A 16,127-nucleotide genomic window follows, 5' to 3' on the forward strand; every position below is an offset into this window, starting at 1 on the left:
AGATGGGGGTTTTGATATGAAGCCAGAGTGGGTTGAGAGAGAATTACTTGATTTCGGGGTACACATCACAAATGGACCAATGACATCTGATCGCACACTTGCTGCGCTTTTTTCAGAAGCATCTATCAGACGTTTATTAGAAGCTGAAAAGGAAGCGATGCATGCACCGAATATAGCAGTGGCGGCGTCCATGTTTTCAAAACGCTATGCCTATTTAGCTGTTAGTTCTACTTTGTACTTGATGACGATGTATGATGCTGTCTACCGGTTTTCACCAGAGGCGTGTGTCTTTAGAGAAGATCGCAAAATTGAGCTAGATGAAACGCTCTGTTCATTTGTTCAGTTAGAAGGAGATCGTCATGAGTGGAGAGAGCAGGTCGTCCGCATGCTATTTACGCAGTGTGTCACACCTCTTTTAGATGTATTGAAACGTACTTCAAGACTTCCGTATTCGATTTTATGGGAAAATGTAGCGGTACGTATCAATTCTCTTTACCGTAGCATGATGCGAGAAACGGAAGAGCCTAAAATGAAAGAGCGCGTACGGGAGGATTATTTGTTTCTGAAGAAGGCATCGGGTGATCTTTTCGGAGTGAAGCAAAATCCTTTTCAGCACAGCTTAAATTTAGATGAAAGTTTGCTAGACACATCAAATCGAAAGACTTGCTGTATGTATTATAAGCTTGAGAAAAAATCAGAGAGCCTTGATTATTGTCTCGTCTGTCCGCTAAAGTAAAAAAACACCTTATGCAAGGTGTTTTTTTATTAGATTAGATTTTTCTTAAATATTTATACAGTAAATTTAAATATGATATTTATGTTATATTGTTTCATTATATAATCATTTATGGAAGGAACTGATATGAAAAAAATTATCATATATATCATCTTTATTTTCATCATCATCATTGGCTTGTTCTTCATTCAACCACTTAAAAACCACATCTCTTTTCTTAAAGTAAAAAGTACAAATCTTACTGAATTAAAGGTGGGAGAATTGAAGTTGGGATTAATAAAGAGAAACTATAGTGAAAACGAGTGGATTAAAACTTCAAATTCAAATTATTTCAAAGTGAATAATAGAAAAGAAATAGTGGCAATCTCTTTAGAAAATAATCAAAGTAATATAAACAACACACTAAATATTCATTCAACTAAAAAAGATATCTATAATTATCTAGGTGAAAACTATTATCGTAGAAATGACGATCAGGGATATGAAATTTTAGGCTATAAGGATTCAAAGCATGATATCAAAATAGAATTTTTCTGTTTAGATCGCAATGTAGAAAGAATTATTATTAGTAAATTTGGGGAATAAACATAACATAATGATCAGAATCTTTATAAGATGAGAAGTGTGTTTGATGTTGTATGATCATCTTTTATAGAGATAGTAATGGAAAGAGGCACTGCTTGTTCATAGCAGTGCCTCTCTTTTTTATTCCCAAATATCGCTTACCCATTCAGGGTGATCAATAAAAGGATTGCGATTGTGCTGGTACGTTTGATAGATGATTTCGTTACGATTCCGTTCGATTTGATCGACTGGATCTTGCTTGTGCCATTTCAATAGGACAGACATTTTGCCGTGAAGAGGGGCGCTTCCATTATTCACTTTGTTGTTCAATTCTAAATCTGGGAAACGATCATCGCCTTCATATCGGACGGCCATATAAAAGAGCATTCTTGCTACATCTCCTTTCACCCGGCTATGAGGTTCAAATGAGTCGCTGTCGTAGAAGTTGCCCGGCGCTCCCTTGTATTCATTTCCGCCTATATCAAAATCTAAATTTCCTCGTGTGCTATTCGTTTGTACGTCTGTTGCCCGAAGGTGATGGAGATCTGTACCAGGTCCCTGGCTCGTCCCAAAATTGCCGTGAGATTTAGCCCACACATGCTCCCGGTTCCACTGTCCCACGTTTCCTCCATTTGCTTGCTTTGACCTGGAGATACCGCTATAGAGCAAAAGCACATTGCTTGGATTTTTTGGATCTTCATCCGTTTTCTTTAATGCATCCCAAACCTGGCTGTAGGATAGCTGCGTATGATCATCAATAATATCGTGTAATGCTTTCTTAAGAGCAGGCCCAGATTTGCCAGCAGCAGATTGGTAATAGGAATCAATTTGACTTGAAGCGGTTGTTTTCGCATGTTGAGCAGATGTTTCGGTTTGTAGCTGTAACGGGGAAAAGGTGATGGTTTGACTCGGTTCATTCAGAGTAAAGCCTTGAGCATTTGCAGCGGGAGGCAGCGGAGCGGCAAATGTACCGAAAATCATGATTCCGGCGGCCACAGTTCCAAATAAAGATCTTTTCATTCTATTTCCTCCTTCATAGGGAATGTATACTCTTTAGTTCTATCATATTGCCATAAAGAAATAAATGGATTTATCGTAAATTTTATGTAACCAATTCGTAAGAAAAGAGATTGCTATTTTATCAGCATTGCTGTATAAGTGGGCATATAAGGATGGACACAGCAAGGGAGAGGATGGATAACGTGAAAGAACTACACACACCTACTAGAACCATTATGACACCAGGACCTGTCGAAGTAGATCCGAGAGTCCTTCGAGTGATGAGTACACCAATTCTTGGTCAATTTGATCCTGCATTTACAGAGATCATGAATGAAACGATGACCTTATTACGATCACTTTTTCAAACAGAAAATGAATGGGCTTATCCAATTGATGGGACGTCCCGCTCAGGACTTGAAGCTGTGCTTGCCAGTGTGATCGAGCCCGGAGATGTGATGCTTGTTCCGGTCTTTGGACGCTTCGGTCATTTGCTGATTGAAATTGGGCAGCGCTATGGTGCTGAGGTACATACAATGGAATGTGAATGGGGAACGGTTTTTAAGCAAGACGACATCATCGCAGAGATGCATCAAGTCAAGCCGAAAATTGTTGCGATGGTTCATGGTGAAACATCTACCGGAAGATTACAGCCGCTTGAGAAAATTGGTGAAGCATGCCGAGCGCTTGATGCGCTTTTTATTGTAGACGCTGTGGCGACAATTGGTGGTGTCGAGGTCAAGGTAGACGAATGGAAAATCGATGCGGCAATTGGGGGCTCGCAGAAATGCTTGTCTGTTCCATCAGGGATGTCACCGATCACATATAATGAACGAGTGGCAGACGTCGTACAATCGAGAAAGAAAGTAGAAAAAGGGATTGCAACACAGGACGAACTGCAAAAACAGGTAGACATTTCTCCAATCAAAAGCAATTACTTTGATCTAAGCCAGCTGCAAGATTATTGGAGCCCGAGGCGGTTAAATCATCATACAGAAGCGACAACGATGCTTTATGCACTGAGAGAAGGGGTTCGACTTGTGCTAGAGGAAGGTCTGGAGGAACGTTTTCAGCGCCACTTGTTTCATGAAAAGGCTTTAATGGCAGGACTTGAAGCGATGGGGCTTGAATTATTTGGTGATCCAGACTGCAAAATGCCGGTCGTGACGTGTATCGTCATTCCAAGTGATATCGACGGAGAAGCGGTCCGGGCTGATCTTCTTCATCATTTTGGAATTGAAATTGCGAGTTCATTTGGGCCTCTTGCAGGACGGATATGGAGAATTGGCTCAATGGGCTATAGCTGCCGAAAGGAAAATATTCTATTTGTTTTAGCAGGCCTTGAAGCCATCTTGATGAAATACGGCGCAGCCATCAATTGTGGCGCTGGGTTACAGGCGGCTCTTTCCATCTATGAACAAGCTGAATAAAAAAGGGATTCTCGAAATACTCGCCACCAGCGGGTATTTTTTATTTGGGAAAAAACGCTGTTTTTTGAAAAACTAGACTTATAGAGAGCGATATCGCTATACTGAAGAAGTTCTTATCATTTTTGTCATCATTTTCATTTATTTTGAAGAAAGAGGTTTTAATATGAAAAAAATGGGCAGATTGTACATTTTGATGCTCAATATTTTTATTGCCATGCTTGGATTTGGTCTGATCGTTCCTGTCATGCCAAGTTATATTGAAGCCTTTGGCGCAACTGGGAAAACACTTGGTTTCCTCGTTGCTGCAACTGGCCTCACACAATTTGCTTTATCACCCGTCGCTGGAGCGCTGACTGATCGATTTGGACGCAGAAAATTGATTATTGCCGGGATTGCCGGCTTTACGATTGCCCAGTTTATTTTTGCATTTGCGGATCAGCTTTGGATGCTGTTTGTGTCTCGGTTTTTTGGTGGTGCTGCCGGAGCTTTACTCATGCCCGCCATGTTTGCATACATCGCTGATATCACAAGTGAGAAGGATCGAGGGAAAGGAATGGGGCTATTTAGTGCAGCAATGACGTTAGGCTTTGTCATTGGACCAGGCGTAGGCGGCTATTTGGTTGAGTTTGGGATTGCTTTTCCTTTCCTCATCGCTGGTTCCTTTGCAGCCCTGTCGACGCTGTTGTCTTTCTTGTTCTTACCTGAAACTTTAACAAAGCAAAAGCAGGAAGAAGCACGATTGAATAAAGAGCTTCATTTCAATCCTTTTACGCAGATGATTCAGGCTTTAAAAACACCATACGGTTTTTTGTTTATCTTGGCCTTTGTTTTGAATTTCGGAATCATTCATTTTGAATCGATCTTTGGCTTATATGTGGACCAAAAACATGGCTTTACACCGAAGGATATTGCATTTGTCATTACGGTAGCTGGACTTGCGGGTGTCATCGTTCAAGGTGCTTTAGTGAATACCTTTGTGAAACGATTTGGCGAAATGCGAGTCGTTCGTTATGCCCTTTTAGCTGCGGCGTTTATGCTGATCGCCTGCCGCTTTGCCCCTTCCTTTTGGCTGATTTTTACGGGCTCCATTTTGTTTTTATCGGCCACCTCGTTTGTTCGTCCAGCTCTCAATACATTACTATCTAAAATGGCAGGGAATCAGCAGGGGGTAGCAGGCGGCCTCAATACCTCCTTTATGAGCCTTGCGAATATCGTCGGGCCAAGTCTTGCGGGTATTTTATTTGATGTGAATATTGAGCTGCCATTTATGTTTGGAACGCTGGTGCTTTGTATGAGTTTCATTGCTTCTATTTTATGGGCGAAAAAAGCGCAGCAACATTCCCATGCCGTATCGTAAAGACAGCATAGAAAAAAACGATCAGCACAAATGGATCGGTTTTTTTCGTTATCGCTCATACTTCACGACTGGTGATTTTTCTTTATGCAACGCATGAATCAATGCATCGTCTACATGCAAATGCTCCTTCACTAATTGAGGAGGGGTTAAGGCCATCCATTGGTTCAATGAAATATCAGCAAATCGATCGCTTTTAAACATTTCTAGAAACCAAAGGCTCGTTTGCCCAATATTTTGTATGTAATGCCCCATCCCGAAAGGAACATAACCAACATCACCTGCTCTGTAATTAAAGGTGCGAGCTGTCCCGCCTGCTCCAAAAACCGTCATTTTGGCTGTACCGGTTAAATAGTATTGCCACTCATCATTATTCGGGTGCCAGTGCATTTCTCTCATCCCGCCAGGTTTTACCTCCACAAGTGCAGCAGCAATGGTTTTAGATACTGGAAAATTGCGTGAGTCGACGATTCGCACTGTTCCCCCAGAGGTCACGATTGGTTTTTGACGAAGGAGCTGGTGGGTAAATGGCGGTTTGATGCCGCCGTATGGATTAGAGACTGTTTGGCTTTCAATGGATGCCGGTGAAGAGCCTTGAAACATATAGCGTTGTTTATGTGGAATGTGATCAAACAGCTTGATTGGCACGCCGAAATTAGCAGAAAGAATGTCTTTTGGTGTATGAGCAAACCAGTCTGTGATGGTGAACGTATCAAATTCAGAAAAAGCACCATCATCAAACACAAGGAGAAACTCACAGCCATCCTCAAGACCTTGAATGGAGTGCGGAATACCGGGTGGGAAATACCACAAGTCTCCTTCTTCTACATCAGCGATCATATTCCGTCCTTCTGCATCTACAGATGTGATCCGGGCTTTGCCTAAAATCATATATGCCCATTCCGCCTGCTTATGCCAATGAAGCTCACGAACACCTCCGCGCGTAAGCCGCATGTTCACACCAGCAATCGTTGTTGAAACAGGCAGCTCTCGCTCGGTAATTTCCCTCGACCAGCCGCCATGATTCAAGTGCATATGTGTATCAGAATATGAAAATTTTAAATTAGGAATCGTCCCCGCATCCGTTTTAGGGGGAACGAACATATCTGGGTTCTCCATATCACGCAGAACGTCTCGCGGGCCTAAATCGGTTGCGCCGGCCCCATCGTCTCGAATCGGTTGCGGGATGTGACGAATCTCCTCATCCATTTGACACCACTCCTTGTCATTCACATTTCTCCTCCAAAATATATGAGGCGTAAGAAAAAAAGATTCAATTGGAATCGGCTGAAAGGTGCTTTTGAATCCGCAAAGCTAATCGCAAACGCAATGTTGCATCAGGATCTTTTAGGCTGATCTGGAGCAGTTCTTCACATTTCTCCAGTCGATATATCACGGTGTTGCGATGAACAGATAAACGTTTGGCTGTTTCTGAAATATGGCAATGTGTTTCGACATAAACAGATAAGGTGTGGAGAAGGTTTGGATCGACTTGTGATTGTTCATATAATGGGTGGAGGTACCGCTCATAGAATGTTGTTAAATCTTTTGGTGGGATGAGCTTCAGTAAATCTGACACATCTTTTGCTTGATAGAACTGAATATATTCAGCTCGTAATGAGAGCTGGCCTGATTGCAGAGCATGGGCAGCTTCACTGAATCCTTTTGGCAGATCGGTGATAAGATAACCGCTTAAGCTTACACCAAAGGAAATGGTGGTATTCACATGCTGTTTAATAAGGATCTGCATTTGTTTTAAAAAAGAGCAGATCGATTTGTTCATTGCCAGCCAGCCGCCAGTCTCTTCTATAAGGAAGATGCCGATATCACCTTTGACAAAAAGAAAGGCGGGATATGGACAGTGCGAAAGGGTGCTTTCAAGTAAAGCAAACACATCATCTACAAGGGTTTGCTGCTTAAGGAAACAACTGAAATGACTGTTCTGATCAAGTTGAGAGACGATACATAAATAGGGAATCGTTGTGTTTAATCCAAACATGCGTGCCAGACAGGCAACATCTTGCTCTGAGGAAATCGTCCCCTCCATCCATTTGCGAAACCATTCATTTTTGGCTCGCTCTGTCGATTGCTTGCTGGCATGTTGTTTGATGCGTGAAATGGACATGGCATGTACAGCTTGTTCAATTATCAAATGCAGCCCCATGTCGTCTTGAGGATGAATGAAGGCGGGAACGACTAAATAATCATAAGCTTGTTCGTTTATATAGATAGGAAAAACAGAAACGCTTTCTTTTGAATGAACCATAGAAAAATAATGCTGTTGCGTACTGTGAAACAAGCGGAACATTTGTATCCAATCTGGATTTGTCATACCTTGGGGTGAGGTGAAAAGAATACGTCCATACTGATTGATCAAATAGACAGGCTGATGAATTTTTTGGGCCACTTTTTGCAATGCTTCAACATGATGATCGACAATGTTCATATCCACACATTCTCCTTTTTTTTTAGAGCTGAAGCCTTTGGTGAAGATGAATAAAAAAATGGACAATCGCTGTCAAAGTCTCTGATATCAATTTTATGTTATCAGCTCCATTCAATTTAGATAGAAAGTTGTGATGTAATATCACAAAAAAGATGGCAGGGCAAAATCACGTCACATCAGTCATCTTCATTCAGAAAAATGGGTAAATATGATATGTTGTAGACAGAAGAATTTCTTTCAGAAAGATGGGTATCCCAAGAAACAAAGACTTTCAATGGGAAAATCCGTTTAGACAAGCAAGTGGCAAGAGGTGAGATAGATGATTTATATCGGATTAACTGGCTGGGGAGATCATGACAGTCTGTACCCGCCGAGAATCGGCAGCTCTCAAAAGCTGTTTCACTACGCATCAACGTTTCCCATTGTGGAACTGGATGCAAGCTTTTATGCTGTTCAGCCTGAGCGCAACCATGAAAAATGGATAAAAGATACGCCAGACGCCTTTCAATTTGTCGTGAAAGCATATCAAGGAATGACCGGGCATCAAAGAGGCGAGATCCCGTTTGCTTCAAAGGAAGAAATGTTTGATGCCTTTATTCTTTCACTGACTCCTCTCATTCGAGCAGGGAAACTGGCGATGGTTCTGTTTCAATTTCCACCATGGTTTGATTGCAAAAAGGAGCACGTCCACTATTTAAGATGGTGTAAGGAGAAGATGGGGGATATTCCTTGTGCACTTGAATTCCGAAACCGGACTTGGTTTTCAGACGAGTTTTATGAACAAACCTTATCCTTTATGGAGAAAGAAGGGTGGATTCATTCCGTCTGTGATGAACCGCAAGTCGGAGAAGGGTCTATACCGCCAGTCATAAAAGCCACACACCGTGACAAAACATTGGTCCGTTTCCACGGAAGAAATAAACAAGGCTGGCTTCACCCGGCAGATCATGAGAACTGGCGTGAAGTTCGTTACTTATATTTATATAATGAAGCTGAACTAAAGGAATGGAAAAAGAACCTCGACATCCTGCATCAGCAGTCGAAAGATGTATATGTCGTATTTAATAATAACTCAGGCGGAGATGCGGCGACGAATGGCCAGCAAATGATTGATTTGCTGGATTTGACGTATTCAAGCTTATCCCCGAAGCAGTTAGATTTATTTAGTTAAACGAGAGCTGCGGCTTTCAACTTGAACGAGACGGTTCAGTGACAACTTGAGGGAGAGATCAACATGCTGCAGAAGCTATGGTTATATCATACAAACGACTTGCACAGCCACTTTGAAAATTGGCCAAAAATCGCAGCTTATATTGAAGAAAAGCGTCAAGTTCACGATCAGATGCTCTTATTTGATATTGGCGATCATATGGATCGAGTAAACCTTGTATCAGAAGCGGATTATGGAAAAGTGAATGTCAAACTCCTCAATCAGCTTGGCTATGATGGCGTCACAATTGGTAATAATGAAGGCATTACGCTGCCTCATGAGCAGCTCGACCAATTGTACAAAGACGCGCAATTCCCGGTGATTTTATCTAATTTATTTGAAAAAGGCAAAAGGCCATCGTGGGCAAAGCCTTATGAAGTGATCACATTGAAAAATGGCCTGAAGATTGCCGTCTTAGGGGTGACCATTGCGTATACACCTGTCTATGAAAAGCTGGGCTGGGACATTACAGACCCATTTGAGAGCATACGGGAAATGCTGCAAGAAGTGAAAGGACAAGCCGATGTCATTGTTCTTCTTTCCCATCTAGGCATCATCCATGATCGAGAGGTAGCCCATGACTTCCCGGAAATCGACATCATCTTAGGCTCACATACGCATCATCTTTTAGAACAGGGCGAGATGGACAATGGAGTTCTTCTTGCATGTGCTGAAAAGTATGGGCATTATATTGGCTGTGTCGAGCTGACCATTGATACAGCGAGTAGCGAGCTCATCGAGAAAAAAGCGACGGTGCAATCAGTCGACCAGCTGATCAGTGAATCCGATGAAGCGATCACGACTTTACAGAAAGCTGAAAGAAGAGCGAAGTCACTCATGCAGGAAAAAGTGACATCCATTGAATCAAAGCTCGAAACAAAGTGGTTTGATGACTCCCAGCTTCCGCAGCTTTTAACAGATGCCATTAGAGAATGGTGCGAGGCAGATATCGGCATGATGAATGCAGGGATGGTGCTTGATTCATTAGAGGCTGGCATCGTCACAAGAGAGGACATTCACCGGATATGCCCACATCCCATTAATCCAATCAGGGTGACACTTACTGGGAAGCAATTGATCGAAACAGTGTCTCGTGGCTGTGAAGAAAAAATGGAACAGCTACGCATCAAAGGCTTTGGCTTTAGAGGCGAACTGATGGGGAAAATGCTATACAGCGGTCTGACTTATTCATTAGAAGAGGGCGAAACCAAACGAGTAAAAGATGTCTATGTAAACGATCAACTCGTCAAAGAAGATGATTCCTATACGGTTGGCACAGTGGATATGTATACACTTGGCTCTCTTTTTCCTCATATACGTGACCATGAACACATTGAATATTTCATGCCGGAATTTTTGCGTGATGTCCTGAGCTGGCGATTGAAGGACGCAAAGTGAAATCCGCTCCAGCCTAACAACACTTGCCCTCCCTTCACATAGATTGTGTTGAAGGGAGTGAAGGGATATGGTGAATTTAACACCTATTACAATTGATGGCCATTCCTTTACAGCCGTCACCGTCAAACTGCCAAAGACCAATTTCATGGCAGTGACAAATGAGCATGGTTATATTATGTGCGGTGCACTTGATGTCGGGCTCCTAAATGAAAAGCTTGCAGATAGAGGAATCATCGCAGGAAGAGCAGTCGGTGTAAGAACCATCGAGCAATTGCTGGATGCACCTTTAGAATCTGTGACATATGCCGCTGAGTCGCTCGGCATTCATGCTGGCACAATTGGAAGAGATGCATTATTAAAAATGGTGAAATAAAATGAACAGATGATTCCTATCCCCCCGCCTGTCTGCATACACTTGTAATGGAGAAGGGGGGATTTTTTATTGAGATTGAACCGCCGTTATCGCCCCTATAAAAAGGGCCCTCTGCCATTTCGTTATGTCATGCTGCTTGCCATATTATTTTTTGTGCTCTCAACTGTCATTAGTCTATTCTTCATCAATCGTTCCATTAAACCAACGTTGATTCACATTGCTGAACTAGAAACAGAACGAATCGCCAATCATCTCATCCAATATTCTGTTCAGGATTTTGCAGATGATCAGGAGAATATGAAAGATATGGTTGTGATGAATACAAGTGAGAACGGAAAAGTGACAACTATCGACTTCAATGCGCAAGCAACATCGAAAGCAATGGCTGACCTGTCACGTCACCTTCAAAAAAATCTAGAGGACATTGAAAAGGGGAATTTTCAAAAAGATGCAAAAGAAGCATTAAAGGATCAAACAGATGGACATGACGGCATTATATATAACATTCCGCTTGGGCAAGCGTCCGGAAATGCACTTATCGCCAACCTAGGACCAAAAGTACCTGTACGCTTCAGTGTCATTGGTGACCCGCATACGGACGTTGAAAAAAACATTAAGCCTTATGGCATCAACAATGCCTTGATTGATATTAGTGTGCTCATTGAGGTGAAGGTGAGAGTCATCATCCCGTTCGCCTCAGAAACCATCGTCGTCAAAAATTCCGTGCCTGTCTCCATCCAAGCCGTTCAAGGAGATGTCCCAGATTATTATAATGGAAGCGGAACAAATTCAGGCGCTCCATCGATTGTTCTGCCAGAGAAAAAGGAGAAGAAAGAATAACAGCCCAATGGACGAATTGGGCTGTTTTTTTCATACGCTGTGATTGCATATAGTGTTTTTGTGATGAACGTTTTGTTGTTACGAAACAGACAGTCTTGTCCTTGCATCATTTTCATCGGTGATATAGGTCACGTCTTCAAATCCACATTCAACTGCATTCTTGTATAGCCATTCGAGTGTTCCCTTATTTTTGCAATAGATCGTGACATAGGAGCAATCGGTCACTAAAAGAACAAGCTCGCATTGGCTTTCAATAAATTCTTCATAGGTCTTAATATGAGACAATGTCCCTTTTGGATATGCTTGTAAATCGGCGAAAATCATATAATACGTCTTGTTTTCAATGAGGTGTTTGAGTTCTATACCGTCCATTTCTGTTTTACCTTCAGGAAAAAGTTCTTCATCTTTTTCGCCATCAACTAGTATATTCGAGTCTTCGGTATCGATTCGCCAGCTGAATTTGGTGATGTCGATCGGTTTTAGCACTTCTCCAAGGAAGACTCCGTATTCATTTGGAATGGTAAAGGTCATTCCTCTTTTCAAAAAACAACCCCCTAACTCTTTGTGAAGTAATCTTTCATTGGTTGCCATGCTTAGACTTTTTTTCATGTGATCTGTTCATCTTATCCTAATTAACCACTTGATTCCATACGGATCACGTGCCATGATAAATGTTCATTGTTTTCCTTTTCTGAATAGTGGAAGCTATCCTGAAGACTGATTTTTCACGATCGTCAGTTATGAAAGTGAGAGGAGGATTTGATTGATATGAAGAAAATTCAAGTAAGCGGGTTTTGTTTTTTGGTATTTGCCATTGTATTTAGTGCTAAATATATGTCAGCATCGATATTATTAGCTGGGAGTGACAGTTTGAGTGTCGACTTATTTAGAGGGATGTTTGACATGATTCCACTCGAAGTAACAGTTGTGTATCTCCTTTTTTTCATCATGGGTATTCTTTTTTTAGTTTTAGGATTGAAAGAGAAGCATAAGAAGTAACAGTAGACAAGTGATGACCGGGGAAATGTTGATACATATCAAAAGGAGAAGCAAGCGGTATCGCTAAACTTCTCCTTTGATTTAACGACGTTTCCGTTCGGCTCTTTCCCATGCCCTTAAATGAGGGTAAGGATCAAACGACCATTCAGTTCGTCCATTGTCTTTATACATGCCGTAATGAAGGTGTGGCGGAAATTTTCCTGCTGTGCCAGGTGGACCGTAACCGGAGCTTCCGACTGATCCAATGACTTGACCAGGTTCTACAATCTGCCCAGCTTTGAGTCCTTTTGCAAAGCCATTTAAGTGGGCAAAATAATGATAATGATTATGAATATCTCGAATGCCGATTCGCCAGCCGCCAAAGCGGTTCCAGCCTTTCATTTCAATCACGCCGTACGATGTCGCACGAACAGGAAGACCGTAATGAGCAAAAAGATCAGTGCCCTCATGAATTCTTCTGCCTCCAAAGCCTCTCGCATCACCCCATGTACTCCTGTAGCTGTAGTCAGCGCCAACCGGAAGAGGAAACGCATGCTTACCAAGGTCAAGATGGCCGTAATGCTTATAGAGCTTCATAAAAGATGAAATGATTCCAACGGTTTGATCACGTCCGTAATAATCCCACAGCGCGATTTTTAATTGGTCGATGCTGCTGCCGTAATGGAGCAAGTATTGAGCAAACGTGAACAGGACATCTTCATCGTTATCGATTTCTGCTTTTCCATCCCCATTTCCATCAAGCCCAATACCGTCAAAAACTTTAATGCTTAATGGAGAGGTATCCTGCTTATTTGGATTTTCTGGTCCTATCCACATTTCCCGGGGAATGTAGATACCAATCACACCTGTTTGTTTGGGTAAATCTCTTCTGCTTTTGCGTATATTGTGTTCATACTGATCAACCGCAGCAAGTACATACCACGGGACCTGTGTGGTGATGGCGATCTTTTCATACAGTGCCATTCGCTGTTTTAATTCATCAGGCTGTTTGTTTGCCCCTTGTGCTTGGACTGATGCGGGAATCATTGAAAGAGCGATGATGATCGCTAAAACCACTTTCACAAACGTCCATCTCCTTTCTTCGAACATCTCTTCTACCGTTTAGTGTGGTTTGATCACGTTATTTCATAAGAAGAAAATGTTAGTAATTTTCTTCTGTTATTTTAGGAGTCTTTTGGGTATTTTTGCAGCTCATTCCCTTGTTGTTCAATCTGTACTATGTTAAAGTGTCTAAAGAAAAGGCCTTAGGCCGAAGATTCAATTTTTTGCGGCAATAGCTGCATCCATCGTATATAGCAGGAAGATGATTGTATATGCACCTTTAACGAATTCATATGGAGATGATGGAATTGGCAAAGAAGGAAGAGCACGTAAGAAAACCGGACTGGCTTAAAATTAAGCTGAATACGAATGAAAACTATACCGGTTTGAAAAAAATGATGCGGGAAAACAACCTGCATACCGTTTGTGAGGAAGCGAAATGTCCGAATATTCACGAATGCTGGGCAGTGAGAAGAACTGCTACATTTATGATCCTCGGATCTGTTTGTACGCGCGCATGCCGTTTCTGTGCGGTGAAAACCGGACTTCCTACTGAATTAGACTTGCAAGAGCCAGAACGCGTGGCAGATTCAGTGGCTTTGATGAATTTAAAGCACGCTGTGATAACAGCGGTTGCAAGGGATGACCAAAAAGATGGCGGAGCAGGCGTATTTGCTGAAACTGTTCGTGCCATTAGAAGAAAAAGTCCATTCACAACAATTGAAGTTCTCCCTTCAGACATGGGTGGCAATTATGATAATTTGAAAACGTTAATGGATACACGCCCTGATATTTTAAATCACAATATTGAAACAGTACGCAGGTTAACACCAAGAGTTCGTGCACGGGCTACATACGATCGTTCATTGGAATTCTTGCGTCGTGCAAAAGAAATGCAGCCTGACATTCCAACGAAATCAAGCATTATGATTGGACTTGGTGAAACGAAGGAAGAAATCATTGAAGTTATGGATGATCTTCTTGCCAATAACGTTGACATCATGGCAATTGGTCAGTATTTACAACCGTCGAAAAAGCATTTGAAAGTGCAAAAATACTACCATCCAGATGAGTTTGCAGAGCTGAAGGAAATTGCCATGTCAAAAGGCTTTAGCCACTGTGAAGCTGGACCGCTTGTCCGTTCTTCTTATCATGCAGACGAACAAGTAAACGAAGCGTCTAAGAAGCGTCAGGCGCAAGCATAACAAAGAAAACGCCAGAGCTCTCTGGCGTTTTTTCTCGTATTAATTTTGGCCGTAAGGTGCGTTTCGTCTCATGGTCCGATCGGAATTCGTCATGCCATTGGCATCTTCTTTCGTTGAAATATCTCCGCCTTGAGGAGAGTATTTCATTTGTTGAATCGTTTTTGTTAAAATTTGATCAAAATCACGTGAATTGGTTTGAAGACGTGAAAAATTGGCAATGGATTGAAAGTGCTCTGGGTTATCAGAGACGTACACATGATAATAACGAGGGAGAACAGAAACCGCTGTTTTTTTCACTTGATCGGCTGATTCATCTCGGTTTTTGTTGCCTGTTCGATACACAATGAGGGCATCCTCGTCTGTGACAAGTGTTGCTGCATCCTTTATATTTGGCAGCTGGATGGCTAAACTTGTAATCACGTGGGCAAGGTGCTCACGATTTAAAGCAGGGGTTCTTTCCTTTTGATCGGTTACTTGCTGGCGCTGATAACGAACATAGCCTGCTCGATTCGTATCTGCTTCTGGCATGTTGGAATTATTTCCTTCATGACGATCAGACAGGCGGATTGTCTTGCTGGAAGAATCTTCATCCACTTGCCGGTTCATGCCTGATTGAAAGCCGCACCCGCCTAAAAGCATGCATAGGAGAATAGTGGCTGTGAGTTGTTTCATCATAAATGTGACCTCCTTTTTTCTTTAGCTTCGGCTAAATCGGAAAAAACATGCTTTAGCAATTGATGGAGTTGTTCCAATGAATTATCATTAAAGATGGATCGTTTAAAAAGAGGTGAGAAGATGATCGTCATTCAGAATGCTACCTTTGATCTTGTCAGAGAAATCAAAGACGGCTTTGATGAGGAAGCGTTTAAAGCAAGGTACTCAGATATTTTAAATAAGTATGATTATATTGTGGGGGATTGGGGCTACAACCAGCTTAGGCTGAAGGGGTTTTTTGATGACCAAAACCAAAAGGCCACATTCGATACAAAAATCAGTACACTCGATGAATACATTTATGAATACTGTAATTTTGGCTGTGCCTATTTTGTCTTAAAGCGGATTAGAAAATAACGCAAAGGGGAGCGTCATGATGTATTTCGTAGACAGAAAGAAGATTGAAGAGACATTACGTTTTTTTGAGGAGCAATATGATTTGATGCGCAGTCATCAAACATGGTCAAGCCCTTTAGAAAAAAAAGCGCTGGAACGAATTGTTCATTTGCTCGTCGAATGTATTCTTGATACAGGAAATGATATGATTGACGGCTTTATCATGCGGGACCCGGGAAGCTATGACGACATCATGGATATTCTTGTGGACGAAAAGGTTGTACCAACAGAAGAAGGCACTCACCTGAAAAAACTGGTCTCGTGCCGTAAAACACTTGTTCAGCAATACCAAGAAGTGGTTCATCACGATTTGTTGCAGGTCATCAGTGAGGTAGAACAGGCGCTGCAAGTCTTCCCGAATCGAATTCGCACTTACTTGGAGCAGGAGCTTGGACCAGTATCAGCGTTTAAATAAACCATTG

General features: G+C 42.0%; 18 protein-coding genes. 12 read left to right on the forward strand and 6 right to left on the reverse strand.

Annotated features, from left to right (window positions below):
- Positions 1-16 precede the first annotated feature (16 nt).
- Together ACTJJQ_RS08260 and ACTJJQ_RS08265 are read left to right on the forward strand one after the other, a co-directional pair.
- Entirely contained in the window at positions 17-736 is a 720-nt protein-coding gene (locus tag ACTJJQ_RS08260) for an IucA/IucC family C-terminal-domain containing protein (protein ID WP_113747021.1), read from the forward strand.
- Between the two features lie 126 nt (positions 737-862).
- Positions 863-1,321 carry a hypothetical protein gene (locus ACTJJQ_RS08265; protein ID WP_234823378.1) on the forward strand — a complete coding sequence of 153 codons (459 nt, stop codon included), beginning with the start codon at positions 863-865 and terminating at the stop codon, positions 1,319-1,321.
- Between the two features lie 120 nt (positions 1,322-1,441).
- On the opposite strand, the gene ACTJJQ_RS08270 is transcribed toward ACTJJQ_RS08265, so the two are convergent.
- Positions 1,442-2,320 (reverse strand): endonuclease I family protein, encoded by an 879-nt coding sequence (locus ACTJJQ_RS08270; protein ID WP_017367997.1) that lies wholly within the window; start codon positions 2,318-2,320, stop codon positions 1,442-1,444.
- A 173-nt stretch (positions 2,321-2,493) separates the two neighbouring features.
- Between ACTJJQ_RS08270 and ACTJJQ_RS08275 the strand changes: the two genes are divergently transcribed.
- Both ACTJJQ_RS08275 and ACTJJQ_RS08280 read left to right on the forward strand, forming a co-directional pair.
- A complete protein-coding gene (locus ACTJJQ_RS08275) occupies positions 2,494-3,729 on the forward strand; it encodes a pyridoxal-phosphate-dependent aminotransferase family protein (protein WP_058213685.1) in 1,236 nt (411 codons plus the stop codon).
- A 163-nt stretch (positions 3,730-3,892) separates the two neighbouring features.
- Positions 3,893-5,086: an MFS transporter gene (locus ACTJJQ_RS08280; RefSeq protein WP_160758024.1), complete on the forward strand. Its 1,194-nt coding sequence runs from the start codon at positions 3,893-3,895 to the stop codon at positions 5,084-5,086.
- Positions 5,087-5,134: 48 nt separating this feature from the next.
- Here the strand turns inward: ACTJJQ_RS08280 and ACTJJQ_RS08285 are convergent, their stop codons facing one another.
- Both ACTJJQ_RS08285 and ACTJJQ_RS08290 read right to left on the reverse strand, forming a co-directional pair.
- Complete coding sequence (locus tag ACTJJQ_RS08285; protein ID WP_406886246.1) at positions 5,135-6,292, reverse strand: oxalate decarboxylase family bicupin; 1,158 nt, start codon at positions 6,290-6,292, stop codon at positions 5,135-5,137.
- Between the two features lie 64 nt (positions 6,293-6,356).
- Positions 6,357-7,529, reverse strand: coding sequence for a PucR family transcriptional regulator (locus ACTJJQ_RS08290; RefSeq protein ID WP_335364567.1), 1,173 nt, complete (start codon positions 7,527-7,529; stop codon positions 6,357-6,359).
- Positions 7,530-7,848: 319 nt separating this feature from the next.
- Here ACTJJQ_RS08290 and ACTJJQ_RS08295 point away from each other — a divergent pair, with 319 nt between their 5' ends.
- From ACTJJQ_RS08295 to yunB, 4 genes are all read left to right on the forward strand, one after another.
- On the forward strand, positions 7,849-8,700 hold the full coding sequence (locus ACTJJQ_RS08295; protein WP_007500400.1) for a DUF72 domain-containing protein: 852 nt from the start codon (positions 7,849-7,851) through the stop codon (positions 8,698-8,700).
- A 63-nt stretch (positions 8,701-8,763) separates the two neighbouring features.
- Entirely contained in the window at positions 8,764-10,137 is a 1,374-nt protein-coding gene (locus ACTJJQ_RS08300; protein WP_440600104.1) for a bifunctional metallophosphatase/5'-nucleotidase, read from the forward strand.
- Between the two features lie 67 nt (positions 10,138-10,204).
- Positions 10,205-10,510, forward strand: a complete 306-nt coding sequence (locus ACTJJQ_RS08305) for a YunC family protein (RefSeq protein WP_007500404.1) — start codon at positions 10,205-10,207, stop codon at positions 10,508-10,510.
- Between the two features lie 69 nt (positions 10,511-10,579).
- The gene (gene yunB / locus ACTJJQ_RS08310) at positions 10,580-11,350 is read left to right on the forward strand and encodes a sporulation protein YunB (RefSeq protein WP_216896130.1); all 771 of its coding nucleotides are present in this window, start codon (positions 10,580-10,582) and stop codon (positions 11,348-11,350) included.
- Between the two features lie 78 nt (positions 11,351-11,428).
- Here yunB and ACTJJQ_RS08315 read toward each other — a convergent pair whose 3' ends face one another.
- Positions 11,429-11,893 carry a DUF2691 family protein gene (locus ACTJJQ_RS08315; protein WP_135009719.1) on the reverse strand — a complete coding sequence of 155 codons (465 nt, stop codon included), beginning with the start codon at positions 11,891-11,893 and terminating at the stop codon, positions 11,429-11,431.
- Positions 11,894-12,118: 225 nt separating this feature from the next.
- Between ACTJJQ_RS08315 and ACTJJQ_RS08320 the strand changes: the two genes are divergently transcribed.
- Entirely contained in the window at positions 12,119-12,349 is a 231-nt protein-coding gene (locus tag ACTJJQ_RS08320) for a hypothetical protein (RefSeq protein ID WP_440600105.1), read from the forward strand.
- Between the two features lie 81 nt (positions 12,350-12,430).
- Here ACTJJQ_RS08320 and ACTJJQ_RS08325 read toward each other — a convergent pair whose 3' ends face one another.
- Positions 12,431-13,375, reverse strand: a complete 945-nt coding sequence (locus tag ACTJJQ_RS08325; protein WP_440600124.1) for a M23 family metallopeptidase — start codon at positions 13,373-13,375, stop codon at positions 12,431-12,433.
- Between the two features lie 323 nt (positions 13,376-13,698).
- Between ACTJJQ_RS08325 and lipA the strand changes: the two genes are divergently transcribed.
- Positions 13,699-14,595 carry a lipoyl synthase gene (gene lipA / locus ACTJJQ_RS08330; RefSeq protein ID WP_008360456.1) on the forward strand — a complete coding sequence of 299 codons (897 nt, stop codon included), beginning with the start codon at positions 13,699-13,701 and terminating at the stop codon, positions 14,593-14,595.
- Positions 14,596-14,634: 39 nt separating this feature from the next.
- Here lipA and ACTJJQ_RS08335 read toward each other — a convergent pair whose 3' ends face one another.
- The gene (locus tag ACTJJQ_RS08335; protein ID WP_007500413.1) at positions 14,635-15,270 is read right to left on the reverse strand and encodes a YhcN/YlaJ family sporulation lipoprotein; all 636 of its coding nucleotides are present in this window, start codon (positions 15,268-15,270) and stop codon (positions 14,635-14,637) included.
- A gap of 120 nt (positions 15,271-15,390) precedes the next feature.
- Here ACTJJQ_RS08335 and ACTJJQ_RS08340 point away from each other — a divergent pair, with 120 nt between their 5' ends.
- Complete coding sequence (locus tag ACTJJQ_RS08340; RefSeq protein ID WP_008346837.1) at positions 15,391-15,666, forward strand: YutD family protein; 276 nt, start codon at positions 15,391-15,393, stop codon at positions 15,664-15,666.
- Between the two features lie 19 nt (positions 15,667-15,685).
- On the forward strand, positions 15,686-16,120 hold the full coding sequence (locus tag ACTJJQ_RS08345; protein WP_024719757.1) for a DUF86 domain-containing protein: 435 nt from the start codon (positions 15,686-15,688) through the stop codon (positions 16,118-16,120).
- Positions 16,121-16,127 lie beyond the last annotated feature (7 nt).

Source organism: Bacillus sp. 22483, from assembly GCF_052044605.1.
Lineage (GTDB): Bacteria > Bacillota > Bacilli > Bacillales > Bacillaceae > Bacillus > Bacillus altitudinis.